The sequence below is a fragment of the Sphingomonas sp. PP-CC-1A-547 genome (assembly GCF_003610375.1).
Lineage (GTDB): Bacteria > Pseudomonadota > Alphaproteobacteria > Sphingomonadales > Sphingomonadaceae > Sphingomonas.
Genome location: NZ_RAPZ01000011.1, coordinates 984,946 through 1,005,023 on the forward strand (window position 1 = coordinate 984,946; position 20,078 = coordinate 1,005,023).

A 20,078-nucleotide genomic window follows, 5' to 3' on the forward strand; every position below is an offset into this window, starting at 1 on the left:
CGCGCTACCAACAGCTATAGCCGCCGTCGGCGAGGACGATGCTGCCGGTCATCAGGCTCGCCGCATCCGAAGCGAGGAACGCGACGATCGACGCGACTTCTTCGGGTTCGCCAAGACGGCCCTGCGGCGTGCCGTCGATCCAGCGCTTGTACATTTCGCCCTCGCGATCCGCGAAGCTGTTGAGAACGGTGTTGATATAGGTCGGCGCAACCGCGTTGACGCGGACGCCGCGTGGCGCCCATTCGGCAGCGAGGCTCTTGGTCAGCTGGTGCACCGCGGCTTTCGACGCGTTGTAATAGCTTTGCGGCTGCGGTCGGTTGACGATGAAACCGCTCATCGACCCGACATTGACGATAGCACCCTTCCCCGCCGCCAGCATGTATCGGCCAAAGGCGCGCGCGCACCAGAAGGTGCCGTTGAGATTGACGTCGAGCACGTTCAGCCAATGCTCGTCGGCGACGTCTTCGGCTGGGGTTTGACTGCGTGCGATGCCGGCATTGTTGACGAGGATGTCGATCGCCCCGAGCTGATCGGCGACGGTGGTCACGCGGGCGGAATCGGTAACGTCCATCGCGATACCGTCGACCGCATAGCCCTTGTCCGCGAGCGCCGCCTGTCCGGCTGCGATTGCCGCCTCGTCGCGGTCGGCAATCGTCACGAGCGCGCCCATCTCCGCCAGCGCTTCGGCACAGGCGAGCCCGATCCCCGCCGCGCCACCGGTCACGAACGCACGACGACCGGTCAGCTTCAATCGTTCGAGATACATGGTCGGTCCTCAGGGCAGAAACGGAGCGGCCGGCATGACGGGCTCGTGCCGCGCCTCCTGCCGGACAAGCGAATAGACCTGCCGCGTCTCGGCATCGAATTCGACCCAGGGCAGGCGGCCGTCGGTGGCGAACCGGATCCACAGCGCGTGCATCCGCTCAGCAAGATCTTGCGGCGGATTGGGTCCGCACAGGCCCTGCTCGCCGGTCACGCAGGCCAAGGCGTCGAATACGAACGGCAGCTCTATGCCGTGCGACGCGCCTAGCTCGCCGCCGAACATCGGCGAACGCCAGTCGAACTCGTACATGTGCGTGCGCCCCTTGTGCGCCTCGGCAAACCGCCGCGCGGGCCAGCGAAAGACGAGATCGTTCATCGCATCGGTCAGCGCCTGCCCCGGCTTCCTGCCCTTCGTGCCGATCCCGTAGGCCTTCAGCACCTTGCGCGCCTGCGGTTGCGACTTGTGGAGCACATAGGTCGCCAGCAACCGCCCGATCTTGTCACGCACGCCGGTGGGAACGAGATACAGGTTCATCTCCTCGGCATTGGTACCGATCAGCAGGTCCACCTCCGCGCCAGCGCCGTTCGCCAGCGCATCGAGCGGACGCTGGGGCAGCACATCGTCGCCGTGGACGGGAACGAAGCGGCTGATTCCGAACACCGGTTCGTGGCCCGCCTCGTCGCGCAGATCGATCCGCGCGGTCGGTGCGGATACCGCCTCGACCGCGTCGATCAATGCGTCGTACGGCACGCTGCTAAAGCCGGTCGCGTCCGGGGTGATCTTCAGGATCTTCGCGAGCTTCTTCACCAGTCGCTGCATCACCGGGACCGACCGCGTCATTCCGCCATGGCCGCTCTGGACGATCGCGCGCCGGAACAGTCCCTTGGCGAGCGGCGAGGCGATTAGATCGGCGATCGCCATGGCACCCGCGGACTCACCGAACACCGTGACGTTTTCCGGATCGCCGCCGAACGCGGTTATCCCGTTCCGTACCCATGTCAGCGCCGCGATCATATCGCGCAGACCAAGGTTGGTCGGCACGCCCGGGATCGGCAGGAAGCCGTCCACGCCCATCCGATAATTGACCGCGACGCAGATCACGCCGTCTCGCGCGAACGTGCTGCCGTCCTGCACCGGCGCATCCTTGCTGCCGATCACGAACCCGCCGCCGTGGATGAACACCATCACCGGCAGGCCGGCACGGTCGTCGTCGGGGCGCCAGACATTCGCCGTCAGATACTCGTCGCCCGGCAACCAGCCCTCGCCGATCAGCGGTACGGTATCGAGGCCGGGAAACGCCTTGGTCCGCTGCGGCGCATTGGGGCCGGTCACCGTCGCGTCGCGTACGCCTGACCACGGCACGACCGGTTGTGGCGGCGCGAACCGGTTCGCACCCACCGGCGCCGCGGCGTAGGGCACGCCGAGGAACCGCCGTACGTCGCCCGCGGCACTTCCCTGCACGATACCGTCGGCGGTCGAGACGATGGGTTCGCTCACGATGTTCTCTCCTCCCGATCCGCAGCCGCGGTCGAGGGACAAAGGTAGCATTCCGGCAAAGCACGTCGCGAACTCACGTTATGCCTATCGTTGCTTTTATCGTGCAGTCCGGCGAGCCGGCGAGCCGACGAGCCGGCAAGCGCGGTATTACCAAGCCCCGGTGCCGGTCGCACCCTCCCGGTATTCGGCGATGCGCCGTCGGGTCGCCGGCGATGTGGTCTCCGGCAGGTCGCCCAGCGGGAACCAGCCCGCCTGTTCGATCTCCCGCAGGTCGGTGCGGGCGAGAACACCGCTCGCTTCGGTTCGTACGACGAAGATCACGATGTGGTCGTCCTTGCCCTCCCCGCGGCTGTGATAGACGCCGAGCACCCGCTCGATCACCGCATCGGCAATCGCCACCTCCTCGGCGAGCTCGCGCATCAGCGCGGCGGCGATACTCTCGCCCTTCTTCACGCCGCCGCCGGGGAGATACCAGTGATCGGCATAGGTATGCCGCACCAGCGCGACCCGCCCGACCCGGTCCAGCAACAGCGCGCGAACACCGATCGTTCGCGGCTTGCCTATCCGCCATACCAACTTGGCTGCCATGCCGATCAACCGATGACGTACACCCACGCGTCTATTCCCCTGCTTTTGATCGACTCGTCGCAAGGTACCCGAGAACCTGGCTTTACGCCCGAGGTCGTTGGGAGGCACAGCCAACCAGCGGACGGGCACAGCGAAGGCTTTTGTAGCTCGCTCCGAACGCGCGCAGATTACAATCGCATCTTCGACATTCTGATCACGGAATCAATCAGTGGCGATAAAAAAGTGGCAGAACCGATGACGCGACTTCGGCGGGCGAACAATATAGCCGACCTGCGTCTGTTGGCACGCAAACGGCTGCCGCGACCGATCTTCGACTATATCGACGGTGGTGCCGATGACGAGGTGTCGCTGCGCCGAAACGTCGATGCATTCTCGCACTACGAACTGGTGCCGGACGTGCTGAACGACGTCTCGACGATCCGGACCGACACGACGCTGTTCGGGCAACCCTCGCGCTGGCCGCTGATGCTGGCGCCGACCGGCCTTACCCGGATGTTCCACGGCCATGCCGAACTCGCCGTGGCACGTGCTGCCGCGCGGCACGGCATCCTCTACAGCCTGTCGACGATGGGAACGACCCGGCTCGAAGAGCTTGCGCATGCATATGCCGGGCCGAAGGTCTTCCAGATCTATATCTTCAAGGACCGCGGCCTGACCGCGGAGTTCGTCGCGCGCTGCCGGGACGCAGGTTATCACGGGCTGGCGCTGACCGTCGATACGCCCGTCGCCGGCAACCGCGAGAGAGACCGGCGCAGCGGACTGTCATTGCCGCCAAAACTGACGCTCAAGTCGCTCATGAGCTTTGCGCGTCATCCCTCATGGTCGCTGCCTGCACTGACAGGATCGAAATTCGATCTCGCGAACGTCAGCCACAAGATCGACGCGCTCGCATCGGGGCCGATGAGCCTGTTCGACTATATCGGCGGCCAGTTCGATCGCTCGGTCGGTTGGCGCGAGGTCGAATGGCTTGCGCGAGAATGGAACGGCCCGCTCGCGATCAAGGGCGTGATGACGCCGGAGGACGCGCGCCGGTCGATCGCGTCGGGCGCAACCGGCGTGATGGTCTCCAATCACGGCGGTCGCCAGCTCGATGGCGCGCCCGCGCCGATCGACCAGATCGCGGCAGTGCGCGACGCCATCGGCGATGCGCCGGACGTCATCTGCGACGGTGGCATTCGGCGTGGCTCGGACATAGTGAAGGCGCTGGCGCTGGGGGCGACCGCCTGTTCGATCGGGCGCCCCTACCTGTACGGCTTGGCGGCAGGCGGAGAGGCAGGCGTCGACCGCGTATTGACGCTGCTCACGGAGGAGTTCGACCGTACGATGACCTTGGCAGGCGTGAACGATATCGCGGCCCTGGCGCCCCGCCATGTTCGGGTGAACCGCGCTTAGGCAAGATCCCGCCGGTACCTTCTGATCGTTATCTTTGACGGCGCTTGCAGGAATACGCTGAACCTCTTGTCTGGGCCTAAACCTTCATCCACCCCCGCCCGACCACCTTGACATATATCCTTTTGGCATATTACTAATACGCCAGAAGGATATATGGGTGTGAGATGAACGAGACTGAGTTTCTCGATGGGTATGATCCACACCGGTACGAGCGCCCATCGGTTGCGGTCGATCTGATCCTGGCCAGCGTCGTCAACGGCAGGCCCGCCGCGTTGCTCATGCAGCGTTCCGAGCATCCTTGTCTCGGCACGTGGTCGCTGCCCGGTGGATTCGTCAGCATCGACGAGAGCCTCGATGCCGCGGCACACCGAGTGCTAGAAACGAAAGTACGGATGGCGGAAGCCTATATCGAACAGCTCTATACGTTTGGAACGGTCGAACGCGACCCGCGCACCCGAGTGATCAGCGTCGCGTATTTCGCACTGCTTCCCCCCGCCCGCTTCGCAGCCGCGCTGAGGGCGGCGCCCGACCTGACATTGGCCGAACTCGTCGTCCCCTGGTCCGGCGAGACCGGTGGGCCCGTCGAGGCACGATCGCAGGACGGAGACGCGCTGCCACTGGCGTTCGACCATGCCGAGATGCTCGGTCTCGCGATGCTGCGGCTGCGAGGCAAGCTCGATTATTCGGACGTCGCCTTCGCGCTGCTGCCCGAACTTTTCACGCTGCGTGCGTTGCAGGACGTCCACGAGACGATCCTGGGGCGGTCGCTCAACAAGCCCGCCTTTCGCCGCCGCATGCTCGCCACGAACACGCTGGTGGCGACCGGCGAACGCGAGACGGGTGCCTCGTTCCGTCCCGCCGAACTCTTCCGCCACCATTCGACACAGGAGTAACCGTCATGGCCTCGATCAAGAACCTCGGTTTCCTCGCCCAATTGCGTAGCGATGCGAGCAATCACGTGATCCGCTACCGCAGCGGCAAGGTGAAGCAGAGCGGGCGCGGGCTGGTCTTCTGGTTCCGTCCGGAGACCGCGAGCATCGCTGAACTGCCGATGGACGACCGCGAGATGGCGATCTTCGTGAAGGGTCGCAGCCAGGATTTCCAGAGCGTGGCGATCCAGGGCACGCTGACCTGGCACGTCGCCGATCCCGAACTGCTCGCCTCGCGCGTCGACTTCAGCCTCGGCCTGCTCACCGGTGCCTATAAAAGCGAACCGATCCAGCGGATCGAGACCCGGCTGGCGGGGCTCGTCAACCAGGCGGCGCTGCAATATCTCGCGCAGGGCTCGGTGCGGGCGCTGCTCGATGCCGGTCCCGAGCCGCTACGTCACCAGCTCGAAGCTGCGCTCGCCAACGATCCGGCGCTGAACGAGATCGGCATCGCGGTCACTGCGGTTCGCCTGACCAACCTTGCGCCATCGAGCGAACTCGAACGCGCACTCCAGACTCCGACGTTCGAGGCATTGCAGCAGAAGGCCGACCAGGCGACGTTCGAACGCCGTGCGCTCGCGGTCGAGAAGGAGCGTGCGATCGCCGAGAACGAACTCGCGAACCGTACCGAACTCGCCCGCCGCGAGATGCTGCTCATCACGCAGGAGGCTGAGAACGCACGCAACCGCGCGACCGGCTTGGCCGAGGCGCAGCAGGTCGAGGCGGGGGCGGAAGCCGAGCGTATCCGCACGATCGAAAGTGCCAAGGCGGAAGCGGAGCAGGCCCGGATGACGATCTACCGCGACCTGCCGCCGGGGGTGATGCTCGGGCTCGCCGCGCGCGAGCTGGCGGGCAAGCTCGATACGATCGAGCATCTGAACATCACGCCCGACCTGCTCGCGACCGTGCTCGGCGAATTCCGTAATGCACATCCAGCCCCGACGGCTCAGACTGCGTTGCCCCGCTGATGGCGACCAACGCCCCGCGCGCGGTCTTCGTCACCCGGGAGACCGACTATGACCTCCTGCTCGCGCGGCACGCCACGCGCGGACAGGCGAAGTTCTTTCTCGATACGCGGGGCCAGGACATCGACGTGATCGAGGATCGGCACCACCGATTCCACGCGACACTGCACGAAGCCCGCTCGCTCGTCCCCGACGACTGGCGGCAGGCGAGTGTCGCTCGTGCCAACCTCGACCGCTTCCTGTTCGGCCCTGAGGACGTGATCGTCGCGGTCGGGCAGGACGGGCTGGTCGCCAACGTCGCGAAGTATCTCGAAGGGCAACCCGTGCTCGGGGTCAACCCCGCCCCCGACCTGTACGACGGCGTCCTGGTGCGCGTGCCGCTCGCGCGCCTGTCTGCGTTGCTGCCGGCGAGCGTCGCCGGTGCGGCGCCGGCCGAGCAGCGGACGATGGTCGAGGCGCGGCTGGATACCGGCGAACGGCTGCTAGCGTTGAACGAGGTGTTCGTCGGTCACCGCAGCCACCAGTCGGCGCGCTACCGGATCACGTGCGGTGACCAGGCCGAGGACCATTCGTCGAGTGGGCTGATCGTGGCGTCGGGGACCGGTGCGACGGGCTGGGCACGCTCGATCATGGAGGCGACGCATGCCGCCCTTCCCCTCGATCCGCAGGAGCGCGCGGTCGGCTTCTTCGTACGCGAACCCTTCCCCAGCGTGGCGACCGCAACCTCACTTCGTGCCGGCAAGCTCGCGGGCCAGCCGCTCGCGGTCACGTCGCGGATGAACGACGGCGGGGTGATCTTCGCGGACGGTGTCGAACAGGACTTCTTCGCGTTCGACTGGGGCCGCGGCGTCACCATCGCCCCCGCCACCCGCACCCTTCATCTCATTACCGGTTGAGTCGTTCGGCATAGTGTTCGCTCAGGGCAAGCACGGCTGCCCGAGACAACGACCTTCGTGCTGGTCAGCTCAGGACGTCAGTAGCGGTAACGCAACACGGCCTTGCCACCCGGTGGCAGCAGCGGCGACCAAGTGGAAATTCCGTCGATACGACGAACCTCGTCGCCATCGGCTTCGATCGCCTGGCCCGCTGCGCCGATCGCCACGTCGAGCATCACGGGAAACGGGTTGCCGTTGCTCGCCGTCACGACGGCCTCGTGCGAACCGGCGGTTTCCGAAGTTAGCGCCCCCGGCGGGCTCAGCACGGCGACTGCCTGGGTTAGTGTCACACTGCTACTCACGCCGGCGCCCAGACGAACCGTCTCGCCAATTGTGCGGTCGCCGATCGTTCCCAAACCTAGAAGCAATCGCCCGCCTGCCTGATCCGCGTAGAGCGCAGTGCTGCCGGCGGGCAGCGGCACGCCCAAGCCGTGCTGTTTATCGTTCTTCAGCGCCAGCACGATCGACGTCGGCACACCGTCGAGTTGTTGTCCGGGATACACTGCGCGCCGGTAACGCCTTTCGACCGGCACCGCCTTCTGAACGATCAGGGCAACCTGCTTCTGTCCCCTCGCCGCGACGGTGGTCGGCATCGGCACGCGGTACAATTTGAGGTCGCCCAGATCCTCGGGTGGCGGCGGTGGCGGTGGCGGTGGTGGCGGCGGCGCCGGAACCGGCGCAGACAGCGCGAACTCCATGACTCGCGATCCGGTTACCACGATCTCTTCGGCCAGCTCGAATTGCTTTTGCCGCAGGTCGGAGGTCGTCGTGCCGAGCGGGTAGCAGACCAATCGCAGCGCACCAGCCGTCGCAGGGATCGCCGGAACCGCGACGCGGTTGAGCCGGCCTGCGACAGCCTGAACGTCCGCATTCGAGAAGATCTCTGGATTGCCGTTGGCGAGAGTCAGCCAAGCGAACAGGTCGACCGTGCGACCGTCGGCGGCAAGCGACGTGACGTAGCTCGCTCGCCAGTCGAAGCCCGAGGACAGATAGGAGAGTCGCACCGTGACCGTGCGCGCCGCCGGGCTGGTCGTCGTTACGCTCAGCACCGGCTTGCTCGACAGGCTCGCTGGCACCCGCGCGAAGTTCAACCGCTCGGCCAGACCCGAACAGCGCAACGCCTCGATCCCGGCAGTCGTGCGCAGGATAACCCCCGGTGTCGGGCCGGCAACGATCGTCGCGGGTTCGCTCACCAACCTTCCGCTCACCTTGTCGGTGCGGGTCAGCGTTACCTCGCGACCGAGCGTGCCATCGACCAGCGAGGCGGGCGACAGCAGGCGGGCGTCGCGGTTCTTTTCGATCGTACCGCTAGGTAGGCCGTCGACGATGGCGCTGACCGGGACGATCCCCTCCGCCACGCCCTCGAACCGGATCACTGCGGATCCCCGAGGCAATCGTACGCGACGGGTCTCCGTCACCAGGGCGAAGCCACCGAGATACCGCAGGTTCATCGCGCCCTTGCCGTAAGGCGAGCGATATACCGTCAACGCGACGTGATCGGGCGCGGAAGACGTAACGATGGCCGTGCGGGTCTGCGCTTCCGCCCCTCCCGACAACAACATGCCCGCCAGCAGCGTGAGGAGCAGCCAAAGCCGCATCAGTAGCGGGTGTCGAAGGTCACAGTCACCGTCGCGGTGCCGTTGGCCGGCACCGCGACTTGCCACGTCATTGTGCCGGCGTCGCGACGTTCGCCTTTGGCGCTATCCGCAATGACGCGCACGTCGCCCCCGTCGAGACCGCCCTGGACGAGTTCGACCGTCACCGGCCGGCCGCGCGCATTGGTCAGCGTATACCGCATCGCCGTACGCCATCGGCTATCACCCTGCCGTGTACGCGATACGGTGGTTGGCCGCACCTTCACGTCGAAGGCATCGCCTGTTGGCAGCGCGATCGTCGATCCTTGTGGAGTATGCTCGATACGGTTTTCGCCCGTGAACTGTGGTTGGCCACGCGCGTCGCGGACATAGACCCGGACCACGCCCGCCGGCAGCGCGTCGCCCAGGCCAGCCGCGCCCGAGTTGCTGAAACGGAGCACCGACTGCGCGCTTCGCGGCTCGTCCGAGCTCCCCAGCCAGCCATTCTCGAAACGATAGCCCGCGCTTGCCGCAACGCCCTTCGCGTCTAGGAAACTGACCTGCTTGGTCTGCTTGTCGGCGATCGTGGTGCGCTCGCCCAAAGGATACAAATAGAAGTCGCCAAGCTGTCCGCGCGCGGTGCTTTCGGTTCCGGGCAGAATCGTCGTCATGCGGCGACGGCGCGGCGTGTAACTGCCGTCCCCGTTATCATCCGTGCTGCCGACCTCGCCAGCGACCAGCAACGTTCTGGCGTTGCCGAACGTCGTGCCGCTGGTGTTCTTCAACGTCACCCAGCCTTGAACGTCCACCGTCCCACTCTTGTCGTCGAACAAAGCGACATAGTCGGCACTCCAGCCTAGCCCACGGCTCAGGTAGGACAGCGTCGCCGGGCGCGATCCCGCGCGCGTGCTGGCCAGCGTCACCGACAATGTCGGACGGGCCCGCAACGCATCGGGCACCCGGTCGAAGATCGCGCGCACGGGCAGTCCGTCGTCGCGCAAGACCTCGACATGACCGTTCACCTCGATCACGACGCCGCCATTGACCGCCAACACTTTCGCACGGTCACGGGTCTCGGCGCCGGTAGCGGGGTTGGTCCGGACCAGCGTAATCGTCTCGCCCACCGCTTTCTCCATCAGGCTCGACGGGCTGAGCAGATCATAGTCGAAGTTCTGCTCGACGATCGCGGCATCGGGCACCGTCAGCGATACCGTCTCCGGCCGGATCGACGCGCTTACGTCGGGAAAGCTCTGCCGCACCCGCCCGTCTGCCAGGGCCAGCGACCGTACGTCCTGCACCAGCGCGACGTCGTTATTGTAGATGGTGACCGACACGTCCCCCTGCGCGCTACCCCCGGTCGGCGAACCGGCGGGGGGCGGCAGTTGCTGCGCGCTCGCCGCCGTCGATCCGAGCAGCATTGCCAGCCCATACGCTCGCCAGATGTTGTCGCGCACACCATTCTCCCCTGAGTGCGCGACAATGACGCGGTCGGATCGGAAGGGCAATGCGACAATGCCCCCCGCTAGCGCTGGAAAGTCGCGGGCTCGTTGGTCGCTCCGTGATCAAGCAGAAGCCCGATCGACTACCGATCGCACCGAACAGAACGTACGGAATCTCGAATTGTACCGGGCCTCGTCGAACTGGCTCAAGAGGTCAGCCGCCCAGGCCATCTACTCCAGGTCTGCAGCCCGCCCGATGCTCTGCGGTCAGCGCTCCCCGGCAGGTGGCACGTGGACCTTGCCGGGGACTTCATGACGACGGTGCGTCGTTGCGAAAGTTGGAGAGTCCCGACAAGCGGATTGGCGGCCGACACCGCGGAAGCGTTTGTTTACGACCGCACCCTGACGGCTCTCGACCACCGCCGAAAAGGGCTTGGCCGGGCCCTGATGACCGCCCTGCGCGGGACGCGCCGCAATCCGACCCTGCCAGAACTGCTCGTCGCAACAGCGGATAGCGGACCCGACGTTCAATCTGGCAGTTTTCGTTCCAGACTAGGTTTCGAGAATCCGATCAAGCCAACAAGGCTCTTCCAGACGAGGTGGCGGCCCGACCAGGCCTCATCGTCTTCCCCTCCCGCGACAGCAACATATGTAATTCCCGGAGCAGTTTAGCGGCAATTTCCTCAGACTTCGGTGGACTTTACTTTACGGACGGCTAGCCACGCGCTCAGTTTTGAGAGGACGTATTTATGGGCGAACGGGTCGGGATCGCAGTGATCGGACTGAATGGCGCAGTGGCCACCACCGCGGCGGCGGGGATCGCGATGATCCGTGCGGGGTCGAACGACTTGTCGGGCCTGCCGCTCGCCAGCCGCGATGTCGAGGGCATGGCAGCATACCGCGATCTCCATTTCGGCGGCTGGGACCTCAGCCATGACGACCTCGCGACCGCCGCGCTCAAGCACGGCGTGCTGAGCGAAAGCGAGCTCGCCAACGGGGCGTCCAGCCTGTCGGACATGCAACCTTGGCCGGCCGTCGGTTCGACCGATTTCTGTGCGAACATCGACGGCGCCAACAAGATCGCCGCGCCCGGCCACCGTGCCGCGGTCCAGCACATCCAGGATGATCTCGCACGGTTCAAGACCGAGCAGAATCTCGACCGGGTGGTGATGATCAATCTCGCCTCGACCGAGCGCAAGGCCGATCTTGGTGCGGACGCGCTGACCAGCGCCGAAGGCTTCGAACGCGGTCTCGACGATGACGACGCGGCGATCAGCCCGGCGATGCTCTACGCCTATGCCGCGATCGCCAGCGACACGCCCTATGCCAATTTCACGCCGTCGGTCGCTGCCGACGTCGCACCGCTCGCCGAACTCGCCCGCCAGCGCGGCGTGCCGATCGCCGGCAAGGACGGCAAGACCGGACAGACGTTGCTCAAGACGGTGATCGCGCCTGCGCTGCGTGATCGTGCGCTGCATGTCGATGGCTGGTTCTCGACCAACATCCTCGGTAATTCGGACGGCCTCGCGCTCGACGATCCCAAGAGCCTCGCGTCGAAGGTCGATACCAAGAAGTCGGTGCTCGACCAGATCCTCGGCTATCCGGTCGAGGATCACATCATCATGATCCACTATTACAAGCCGCGCGGCGACAACAAGGAAGCGTGGGACAATATCGACCTGACCGGCTTCCTCGGCCAGAAGATGCAGCTGAAGCTGAACTTCCTGTGCAAGGATTCAGTGCTCGCGGCGCCGCTGGCGATCGAGATCGCGCGCTGCCTGGCGCTGGCACAGACGCGCGGCGAAGGCGGCGTGCAGGACCAGATGGGGATCTTCTTCAAGATGCCGCAGACCGCCGACGGCGGTGAGCCCATCCACGCGTTCGGCGAGCAACAGCTGATCCTTGACACCTGGCTTGATCGCCGATGACGTTCGACGCGGCGCATCTGCCGCTGCTGTGCGAACTCGGCGACCTGAAGCGGATCCGGTCGGCGGAACGTGACGGGTCGATCGCCGAACGGTTGTTCGTCCGCGGCTGGGCGGCGCTGGCGGCGGGCGAGGCGCCGGCGGCCGTGATGCGTCGGACGGTCGCCGCTGCGCTTGCCGCGGCGCGGCTGGGCGATCTCGACCGCACCACGCTGGCCGAGCTTGGCCTGTCCGATGCGGAAGCGTGCGCCGTGCTGGAACGCGGGTTCGACGAGGTGGCAGTGCTGCTCGACCCGGCGCTCGCGGCGGACCTTCGCCGTGCACTGCCGGAGGGCGCGCCGGCGGCGGGGCCGGTGCCGCGGTTCGTCACGCAACTCGCGACGCAACCTCGCGCGGGCGTCACTTGCCCGGGTCGGCCGCGCCTGTTGCTCCAGCCGCCGGAGAACCATGCCGAGCACTGCCTGATCGTCGCGGTGTACGGCGTCCTCGCGGCGCCCGGTTACGGCGCGGATCCGGCGGAGGTGTTCCTCGCATCGATGGCGCATCATTTCCACAATGCGGCGATGCCCGATGCCGGGTTCACCGGTGAGGTACTGCTCGGCGACCTGCTCGACCGCGTGATCGATGCCGCACGCGAGCAGGCGATGGCCATGCTCGATCCGGGGGTAGCGGCGCAGGTTCGCGCGGCGATCGCGCCGATCGCTGGCGACGCGACGCCCGCGGCGCGGGCGTTCCATGCTGCCGACGTGCTCGACCGCGTACTCGAGATCGAACAGCACACGCGCGCCGCCTCGGCGACGATGGACACGGTGCTGCATACCTACGAACTCGTCCATGCCGGCCCGGTCAAGACGTTCCACGACCACGTTCTAGCGGACGTCGGCCTGCTTTGACCTACCGCTCGCCCGTCACCGGACGGCCACTCGTCGCCGACACGCCGCATTCGCTCGCCGCGCCCGGAGAGCGCTGGCCAGTGGTCGATGGCATCCCGTATCTGCGGACCGACAGCGAGGGGCTGGTGGCAGTGGCGCTCGACCACCTCGACGCAGGCTGCCCGGACGATGCCCTGGTCGCGCTGCTGACGGATCAGGATGCGTGGTGGTCCGGCCCCGCGACCGATCTCGGCGAGCTGAAGCAGCTGGTACGCGAGCGTGACACGCTGTCGTTGCGCGCGGCGATGGCGTTGCTGCGGATGGGCCCTGTAGCGGACTATTTCGTGCATCGCTGGAGCGATCCGACCTATATGGCAGGGCTGGCGCTAGTCGAGGCGCATTGGCGGCAGCCGGGTGCCGCGTTCGAGCTAGCCTGCGGGATCGGCCACTATTTGCGCGAGCTCACCGCGCACGGCGTCGCGTGCGTCGGCGCGGACGTCGTGTTCTCGAAATGCTGGCTGGCAAAGCACTGGGTCGCGCCCAAGGCCGACTATGTCGTGTTCGACGCCGCCGCGCTGTGGCCGGTGGAGACGCAGACGTTTGACCTGGTCGCGTGTCACGACGCCTTCTATTTCCTGCCCGACCAGCCGCGGATCGCCCGGCTGTTGCGCGACGCCGTCGCACCCGCCGGCGTGCTTGCGGTAAGCCACCTCCACAACGCCGCCGTCTCTGGCGGGGCAATGGGACCGGCACGCGCGTCATCCGAATGGGCAGCGCTGTTTCCAGATGCCGTCGTGTATGACGAGCGCGAGTTGCGGCGCGCGCTGCTCGCAAGCGGTGCGCCCGTATCGACCCGATGGTCCGACGATCCCGCGATCGAGGCATGGTCGATCGTCGAGGCGGACGGCAGCGAAGCACGTCCGCTGACCGGCGGACTGGCGATGCCGGCCGCCGATGCAGTCCTGCAACCGAACCCGTTGCTCGATGGCGATACCCCGCACTGGCCCTCCGATCGCTACCGCGCGGAATATGGTGAGGCATCGACGTGGCTGACGGACTCCGGTGATGCGGCGCGGAACCGCCGTATCCTAGACCTGCCAGCCCGGTGGTGAGCATGCGCTGGGGCATCGTCGGCTTCGGCTGGGTCGCACGCGACTATATGGCCCCCGGCATCGCCGCGGCGGGCGGGACGCTGGTCGCGATCGCCGACCCCTCGCCGATGGCGCAGGCCAGCGCGATGTCGGGCGGGATCCTCGCTTATGATACCGCCGAAGCGATGCTGGCTGATGCCGCGCTCGACTGCCTCTACGTCGCCACGCCCAACAATCTTCACGCCGACCCGGTCCGCGCGGCCGTGGCGGCGGGCGTGCCGGTGCTGTGCGAAAAGCCGATCGCCGCGACGCTGGACGATGCCGAAGCCATCGGGTCGGCCGTCGCGGGGCACCTCTACGGCACCGCGTTCGACCAGCGCCATCACCCCGCACATCGCGCGATGGCAGAGGCGATCCGCGACGGCGCCATCGGCCGACCGATCGCGGTACGAATCGTCTATGCCTGCTGGGTCGACCCGAGCTGGTCGCCGTCCAGCGAAGGCGGCGGTTGCAACTGGCGCGCCGATCCGGCGGCCGCGGGCGGCGGTGCGGTCATCGACCTCGCGCTCCACGGCCTCGATCTCGCGGCGATGCTGGTCGACGAACCGCTCGCGCGCCTGCACATCGACCTGCAGCGGCGCATCCACGACTATCCGGTCGACGATGGCGGCATCCTGTCGGGTCGCACCGCAGGCGGCATCCTGGTCCAGAGCCATGTCGCCTATAACTGCCCCGAAGTGCTGCCCCGCCGCCGGCTCGAGATCCTCGGCGAGGACGGCCTGCTCGTCGCGACCGACACGATGGGCCAGACCGAGGGCGGCACCGTGATCCGCCGTAGCGCCCGCACCGGGGAGGAGACCGCCCTCCCCTTCGACGCCGCGCTGTCGCCATTCACCGCGCAAGCCGCAGCGTTTGCCGCCGCCGTCCGCGGCGACGCGCATGATTTCTCCATAGACCGGGACCTGTCGCTGATGCGTCTTTTCGACGCCGCCTATACCGAGGCGCGATCATGCCTCTGAGCTGGTATGCCTGCGCGCATTGTGGCTTTTGGCAGCGACATTTCGCGCCCGCCGACTGCCCGGTCTGCAACGATACGCGCAACGACCTGCCCGAGGACGGCTGGCGCTTCCTCCCCGAACAGGACGTCGCCGCGAGCCATGACGGCAGTTGGCGACAGGTTGCCGACGATCTCTGGGCCTTCTCCACGACACCGCATCTCGGGCTCGGCGGTACTGGCTGGCTGATCGTCCGAGAGGGCGGCAACATCGCCTTCGAGGCTGCGCCCTATTACTCCCCCGCGATGCTCGAACAGATCGAACGGCTCGGCGGCATACGCTATCTCGCGGCCAGTCACGCGCATGGCTATGGCGCGCTGTTCCAGCTCCAGCGCGACTGCGCGCCGGAGATGCTCGCGATCCATAAGGACGACCTCGGCATGACCAAGGCGTTCCGCGTTACGACGCCGTATGACGACGTGCTGGAGATCGCGCCGGGGTACACGCTGCATCACGTCGGCGGCCATTACGAAGGCCAGGCCGCGCTCCACGATGCGGTCGGCAAGCGCCTGTTCTGCGGCGACATGTTCAAGATCGACCAGGACGCCGCAGGCGTCAGCCACGCGATCTCGAGCCACAAGGCGTTCCACAAGGACATCCCGCTGACGCATGGCGAGATCCGCCAGTACCGCGACGTGATCGCGCCGCTCGCGTTCGACGCCGTCCTGACGCCGTTCGAATATGCCCCCGAAGTCGGTCGCGATGTCGCCATCGCCGTGCTCGACGAGGCGCTGGCCCGTGCGCCGGGCGTGAAGAGGATTCCGCTATGACCCGCACCATCACCGGCCTGCCCGAACAGCTGGGCGCGGCCTGCTATTTCTATCTCGACGCGTTCCCTGCCGGGGATATCGTCGCGTTTCCGATCGACGGTATCGACCGCGTGGGCATCCCGGTCTGGGTGGTCGCGTTGTTCCCGGAGACTGCGGACCTGGACGGCATCATGCCGTACGGCGTCGGCTATGGCGCGACCGACGAGGCCGCGATCCTGGGTGCGCTGGGCGAAATCGCCGAGATGGTCTGGCCGACGCTGACCCTGTCGGCGCGCGGCAAGACGCACGGCAGCTATGCCGACCTCGTCCGTGAACGCGGCGAGCGTGGGATTGCCGATCCGCTGACGCTGTGCCTGCCCGCCGGCTCCCCGGTCGGCCGTGATACGCCGCTCGATTGGGTCGAGGCCAGGCGGTGGGCGGACGGTTCCAGCGTCCTCGTACCGATCGACCTCGCCGCCTATTCCGCCAAGGAACTGGCGCCCAGCTACGTGCCCTTCACGACGATCATCTCCAACGGGATGGGCGCGGGGCCGGACCTCGACTGGGCGATCGGCCACGGCCTGTGCGAGATCCTCCAGCGCGACGGCAACGGCCTGCTGTTCCGCGCGCTCGACCGCGGCGTCGCGATCGATCTCCCCAATAGCCTGCCTGCCGAGATCAGCGACCTGATCAACCGGTTCACCGCCGCCGACGTCCGCGTGATCCCCAAGTTCGCGACCGACGAATTCGGCCTCGCCAACGTCTATTGCGTCGGCGTCGATGCGCGCGAACCCGCGGTGCCGATCATGGCGACGGCGTGCGGCGAGGCAGCGCATCCCGACGCGGTGCAGGCGCTGGCCAAGGCGATCGCCGAATACGCTGCGAGCCGCGCGCGCAAAGCCTTCGCGCATGGCCCGATGGCGCTTGCCGAGACGATCGCACCACCCGGATATATCGACCGGTTCATGGCGCAGGCTGGCGGTGCCGCGAAATCGAGCGACGGTCGCGCGTTCTTCGAGATGAAGCGCTGGACCGAAATCGACGCCGCGACGCTGCGCGCGTGGCTGGCCGACACGATGCTGGCCGAGCGCAGCCGCCGCGCCTTTGCCGACCTGCCACGCGCCGACGTTCCCGACGCACGCGCTCGCGGGCAACTGGCGAGGGAGGCGGTAGAGGCGGCCGGGTTCGACATCCTCTACGTCGACATGTCCCCTGCGGATGCGAGCGTCGCGGTGGTCAAGGTAATCGTGCCCGGCATGGAGGTCGAAACGATGAGCTATTACCGGATCGGCGAGCGGAACGTCGCCAAGCTGGTCGCGCTCGACAGCCCGTTGGTCAGCTTCGGCGGCGAGGAAAGCGCATCCCGCCGGCCCGTTCGCCTCACGGAAGAAGCAGTCGCGCGGCTCGGCGGCCAGCCGTTCTTCGATACGGCACTCGCCGACGAAATCGTCGGCCCGCTCTATCCGCTCTACCGCGAACCCGAAGCGCATCATGTCGCATGGTCCGAACAGGGCCTTGAGACGGAGGCGGCACGATGACGCTGCGGTTCGCGTACAACACCAACGGTGCGGCCAACCACCGGCTCGACGATGCGCTGCACCTGATCGCCGATGCGGGGTATGACGGCGTCGCGCTGACGCTGGATCACCACCACCTCGATCCGTTTGCCGACGATTGGGCACGCGAGGCGGAGCGCGTTGGCACACTGTTGCGGTCGCTCGGGCTAGGGTCGGTGATCGAGACCGGCGCGCGCTATCTGCTCGACCCGCGCGACAAGCACGAACCGACGCTCGTCACGGCCGATCCCGGGGGCCGCAATCGCCGCGTCGCGTTCCTCGCGCGCGCGCTCGAGGTCGCAGCGATCCTGAATGCCGAGACCGTGTCGTTCTGGGCCGGCGTACCGAAGCCCGGCGTGCGTCACACCGAGGCACTCGACTGGCTCGACACGGGCCTCGGCAAGGTCGTCGAGCATGCCGCGCGAACGGGCATTCCCGTAAGCCTCGAACCGGAGCCCGGCATGCTGATCGAGACCGTCGCGGACTATGCGCGACTCGCGATCCGCCACCCGGACCTGCGGCTCGCGCTCGACACCGGCCATTGCCTCGTCACGCAAGATATCGCCCCCGACGCCGCAGTGCGTGCGTATGCCGACCGTCTCGGCACCGTCGCGGTCGAGGACATGCGCCGCGGCGATCACACGCATCTCCCCTTCGGCCAGGGCGACATGGACATCCCCGCCATCCTCACCGCGCTCGAGTCGATCGGCTTCGACAAGCTGGTCTGCGTCGAACTGTCGCGCGAGAGCCCCCGCGCGCATCAGGCCATTCCGGAGTCGATCGCCTATCTCCGCGCGGCACTGACCTGATGCGAATATGCTTCGTCTCGCGCCGCTTCTTCCCTGCTATATCGGGGATGTCGATCTACGCGATCAATCTGTTGCGCCAGCTCGTCGCCGCGGGTCACGACGTGACGATGATCAGCCAATATTACGGCGATCCCGCACGCGCCCGCGTCTACGGCGGCGGCCCCCCGCCCCCGGTGCCGGGCGTACGCGTCGTCGGCCTCGAAGCGCTCGGCGAACAGGATGGCGGCGATTTTGAACGCGATATCGACGCACTGGTCGAGGCGATCGCGCGCGACCACGCCGTAAATCCGTTCGACATGCTCCACGCGCAATATGGCTATCCGACCGGCTGGGCGACGATGATCGCGGCCCAACGCCTCGGTCTGCCCTGCGTCCTGTCGATCCAGGGCGGTGACGGGCATTGGGTCGGCTCGTGCTGCGAGACGCATCGGCTCGCGATGGTCCGCGTGCTCGATCATGCCGGCGCGCTGCTGATCGGCGGCAACAGTTTCGCGGGCGAAGTCCACGACCGGCTCGGCACTCCGCTCGACCGGTTCACGATCGTTCCGGGCGCCGTCGATACCGACCATTTCACGCCGGCATCTCACGCGATCGTCGCGCCCGAACCGGTTCGCCTGCTTTATCACGGCCGCGTCGACCGCCGCAAAGGCGTGCTCGACTTCCTCATGGCGCTGCCGGACGTGCGCGGGGACTGGCAAGCGACCATCTCCGGCATCGGTCCCGACGTCGACCCGGCGCAGGCGCTTGCGACCGAACTTGGCCTCACCGACCGCGTGACGTTCAGCGGCTATGCGGATTATGACGCGGTCCCCGAACTCTACCGCGAACACGACGTGTTCGTGTCCCCGACCTATGCCGAGGGTTTCTCGAACACGATCCTCGAAGCGATGGCGTGCGGCCTCGCGGTCGTCTCGTGCCACGCCGTCGGCGTCGTCGACTGCGTCCGCGACGACGAGAATGGCCTGCTCACCGATCCCGGCGACGTGCCCGCGCTTACGGCTTCGCTGACCCGCGTCATCACTGATACGAACCTGCGCACGCGTTTGGCGACCGCCGCGCTGGAAGAATGCCGCCGGGTGTATAGCTGGGACGCGGTCGGGCAACAGATCGTCGGCATCTACCGCGACCTGCGTAACCAGCCGCAAGCCGCCTTCGACACGGACCTGCCGATCACGCCCTGCCGCTTCCGCAGCGAGCCGCATCTGCTGTGACCGACCGATGAAGCTGCTCGCGATATCACCGCATCTGGACGATGCCGCCTTCTCCGCCGGCGGGCTGCTGGCGTCGCGCGTCGACCAGGGCTGGGACGTCACCGTTGCAACCTGCTTCACCGGCAACGTCGCACAGCCGACCGGGTTCGCGCTCGCATGCCAGCTCGACAAGGGCCTGAGCGCCGACATCGACTATATGGCGCTGCGCCGTGCCGAGGATCACGTGGCGTGCCAAGCGCTTGGCGCGCGCGCGACGCATTTGCCGTTCCTGGAGGCGCCGCATCGTGGTTACACCTCGGCAAAGATGCTGTTCGCGGCACGGCTGCCCGACGACCGGATCGTCGACGATGTCGCGGCGGCGGTGACCGAGTTACTCGTGGCGGAACGGCCGGATCTCGTCCTCGGACCACTGTGCCTCGGCAACCATGTCGACCATCACGTCGTTCTGGAGGCGATCTGGCGATCCTGTGCCGATCATACCGTATTGCTGTGGGAAGACTGGCCCTATGCCGATCGCGAAGACCGCATTGCCGTCATGCCCGCGGTAATCGAATACCTCACGTCCGAGACACGCGCACGGCGGATCGCTGCCTGTGCCGCGTACACGTCGCAACTCGGCTTCCAGTTCGGTGGGGTCGAAGCGATGACCGAGCGGACCGAACGGATCACCGAGGAACGTTTTTACCCCCTTCAAGCGTTCTGATCGACCGGCCACCGCCGCCGCGCGT

The 20,078-nt window shown here is 66.8% G+C and carries 18 protein-coding genes; 13 read left to right on the plus strand and 5 right to left on the minus strand.

The window, feature by feature from the left end; translation table 11 throughout:
- Positions 1 to 4 precede the first annotated feature (4 nt).
- From C8J39_RS10635 to C8J39_RS10645, 3 genes are all read right to left on the minus strand, one after another.
- Positions 5 to 766 carry an SDR family NAD(P)-dependent oxidoreductase gene (locus tag C8J39_RS10635; protein WP_120300379.1) on the minus strand — a complete coding sequence of 254 codons (762 nt, stop codon included), beginning with the start codon at positions 764 to 766 and terminating at the stop codon, positions 5 to 7.
- Between the two features lie 9 nt (positions 767 to 775).
- Positions 776 to 2,260 carry a carboxylesterase/lipase family protein gene (locus tag C8J39_RS10640; protein WP_165895182.1) on the minus strand — a complete coding sequence of 495 codons (1,485 nt, stop codon included), beginning with the start codon at positions 2,258 to 2,260 and terminating at the stop codon, positions 776 to 778.
- Between the two features lie 147 nt (positions 2,261 to 2,407).
- Positions 2,408 to 2,848, minus strand: a complete 441-nt coding sequence (locus C8J39_RS10645) for an NUDIX domain-containing protein (protein WP_120300381.1) — start codon at positions 2,846 to 2,848, stop codon at positions 2,408 to 2,410.
- A gap of 279 nt (positions 2,849 to 3,127) precedes the next feature.
- Between C8J39_RS10645 and C8J39_RS10650 the strand changes: the two genes are divergently transcribed.
- The 4 genes from C8J39_RS10650 (at position 3,128) to C8J39_RS10665 (ending at position 7,030) form a co-directional block, all read left to right on the plus strand.
- On the plus strand, positions 3,128 to 4,240 hold the full coding sequence (locus tag C8J39_RS10650) for an alpha-hydroxy acid oxidase (RefSeq protein ID WP_243649898.1): 1,113 nt from the start codon (positions 3,128 to 3,130) through the stop codon (positions 4,238 to 4,240).
- A gap of 164 nt (positions 4,241 to 4,404) precedes the next feature.
- Positions 4,405 to 5,133 carry an NrtR DNA-binding winged helix domain-containing protein gene (locus C8J39_RS10655; protein ID WP_120300383.1) on the plus strand — a complete coding sequence of 243 codons (729 nt, stop codon included), beginning with the start codon at positions 4,405 to 4,407 and terminating at the stop codon, positions 5,131 to 5,133.
- A gap of 5 nt (positions 5,134 to 5,138) precedes the next feature.
- A complete protein-coding gene (locus C8J39_RS10660) occupies positions 5,139 to 6,137 on the plus strand; it encodes an SPFH domain-containing protein (RefSeq protein WP_120300384.1) in 999 nt (332 codons plus the stop codon).
- Complete coding sequence (locus C8J39_RS10665) at positions 6,137 to 7,030, plus strand: NAD(+)/NADH kinase (protein ID WP_120300385.1); 894 nt, start codon at positions 6,137 to 6,139, stop codon at positions 7,028 to 7,030. Before C8J39_RS10660 ends, C8J39_RS10665 begins: the two co-directional genes overlap by 1 nt.
- 77 nt (positions 7,031 to 7,107) lie before the next feature.
- Here C8J39_RS10665 and C8J39_RS10670 read toward each other — a convergent pair whose 3' ends face one another.
- Positions 7,108 to 8,667, minus strand: coding sequence for a DUF4139 domain-containing protein (locus C8J39_RS10670; protein ID WP_120300386.1), 1,560 nt, complete (start codon positions 8,665 to 8,667; stop codon positions 7,108 to 7,110).
- Complete coding sequence (locus C8J39_RS10675; RefSeq protein ID WP_120300548.1) at positions 8,667 to 10,061, minus strand: DUF4139 domain-containing protein; 1,395 nt, start codon at positions 10,059 to 10,061, stop codon at positions 8,667 to 8,669. Before C8J39_RS10675 ends, C8J39_RS10670 begins: the two co-directional genes overlap by 1 nt.
- Positions 10,062 to 10,831: 770 nt before the next feature.
- Here C8J39_RS10675 and C8J39_RS10680 point away from each other — a divergent pair.
- From C8J39_RS10680 to C8J39_RS10720, 9 genes are read left to right on the plus strand one after another with little or no spacing between them, the layout of a single operon-like run.
- Positions 10,832 to 12,010, plus strand: a complete 1,179-nt coding sequence (locus tag C8J39_RS10680; RefSeq protein WP_120300387.1) for an inositol-3-phosphate synthase — start codon at positions 10,832 to 10,834, stop codon at positions 12,008 to 12,010.
- Entirely contained in the window at positions 12,007 to 12,900 is an 894-nt protein-coding gene (locus C8J39_RS10685) for a hypothetical protein (RefSeq protein ID WP_120300388.1), read from the plus strand. Before C8J39_RS10680 ends, C8J39_RS10685 begins: the two co-directional genes overlap by 4 nt.
- Entirely contained in the window at positions 12,897 to 13,991 is a 1,095-nt protein-coding gene (locus C8J39_RS10690) for a bifunctional 2-polyprenyl-6-hydroxyphenol methylase/3-demethylubiquinol 3-O-methyltransferase UbiG (protein WP_120300389.1), read from the plus strand. The genes C8J39_RS10685 and C8J39_RS10690 overlap by 4 nt, the downstream gene beginning before the upstream one ends.
- Positions 13,992 to 13,993: 2 nt before the next feature.
- Positions 13,994 to 14,989: a Gfo/Idh/MocA family protein gene (locus C8J39_RS10695; protein WP_120300390.1), complete on the plus strand. Its 996-nt coding sequence runs from the start codon at positions 13,994 to 13,996 to the stop codon at positions 14,987 to 14,989.
- Positions 14,980 to 15,795 carry a hypothetical protein gene (locus tag C8J39_RS10700; protein WP_120300391.1) on the plus strand — a complete coding sequence of 272 codons (816 nt, stop codon included), beginning with the start codon at positions 14,980 to 14,982 and terminating at the stop codon, positions 15,793 to 15,795. Before C8J39_RS10695 ends, C8J39_RS10700 begins: the two co-directional genes overlap by 10 nt.
- Positions 15,792 to 17,312 (plus strand): YcaO-like family protein, encoded by a 1,521-nt coding sequence (locus C8J39_RS10705; protein WP_120300392.1) that lies wholly within the window; start codon positions 15,792 to 15,794, stop codon positions 17,310 to 17,312. Before C8J39_RS10700 ends, C8J39_RS10705 begins: the two co-directional genes overlap by 4 nt.
- Positions 17,309 to 18,139, plus strand: coding sequence for a sugar phosphate isomerase/epimerase (locus C8J39_RS10710; RefSeq protein ID WP_120300393.1), 831 nt, complete (start codon positions 17,309 to 17,311; stop codon positions 18,137 to 18,139). The genes C8J39_RS10705 and C8J39_RS10710 overlap by 4 nt, the downstream gene beginning before the upstream one ends.
- Before the next feature lie 47 nt (positions 18,140 to 18,186).
- Positions 18,187 to 19,350, plus strand: a complete 1,164-nt coding sequence (locus tag C8J39_RS10715) for a glycosyltransferase family 4 protein (protein WP_243649901.1) — start codon at positions 18,187 to 18,189, stop codon at positions 19,348 to 19,350.
- A 7-nt stretch (positions 19,351 to 19,357) separates the two neighbouring features.
- On the plus strand, positions 19,358 to 20,053 hold the full coding sequence (locus C8J39_RS10720; protein ID WP_120300395.1) for a PIG-L deacetylase family protein: 696 nt from the start codon (positions 19,358 to 19,360) through the stop codon (positions 20,051 to 20,053).
- The last annotated feature ends 25 nt before the right edge of the window (positions 20,054 to 20,078 follow it).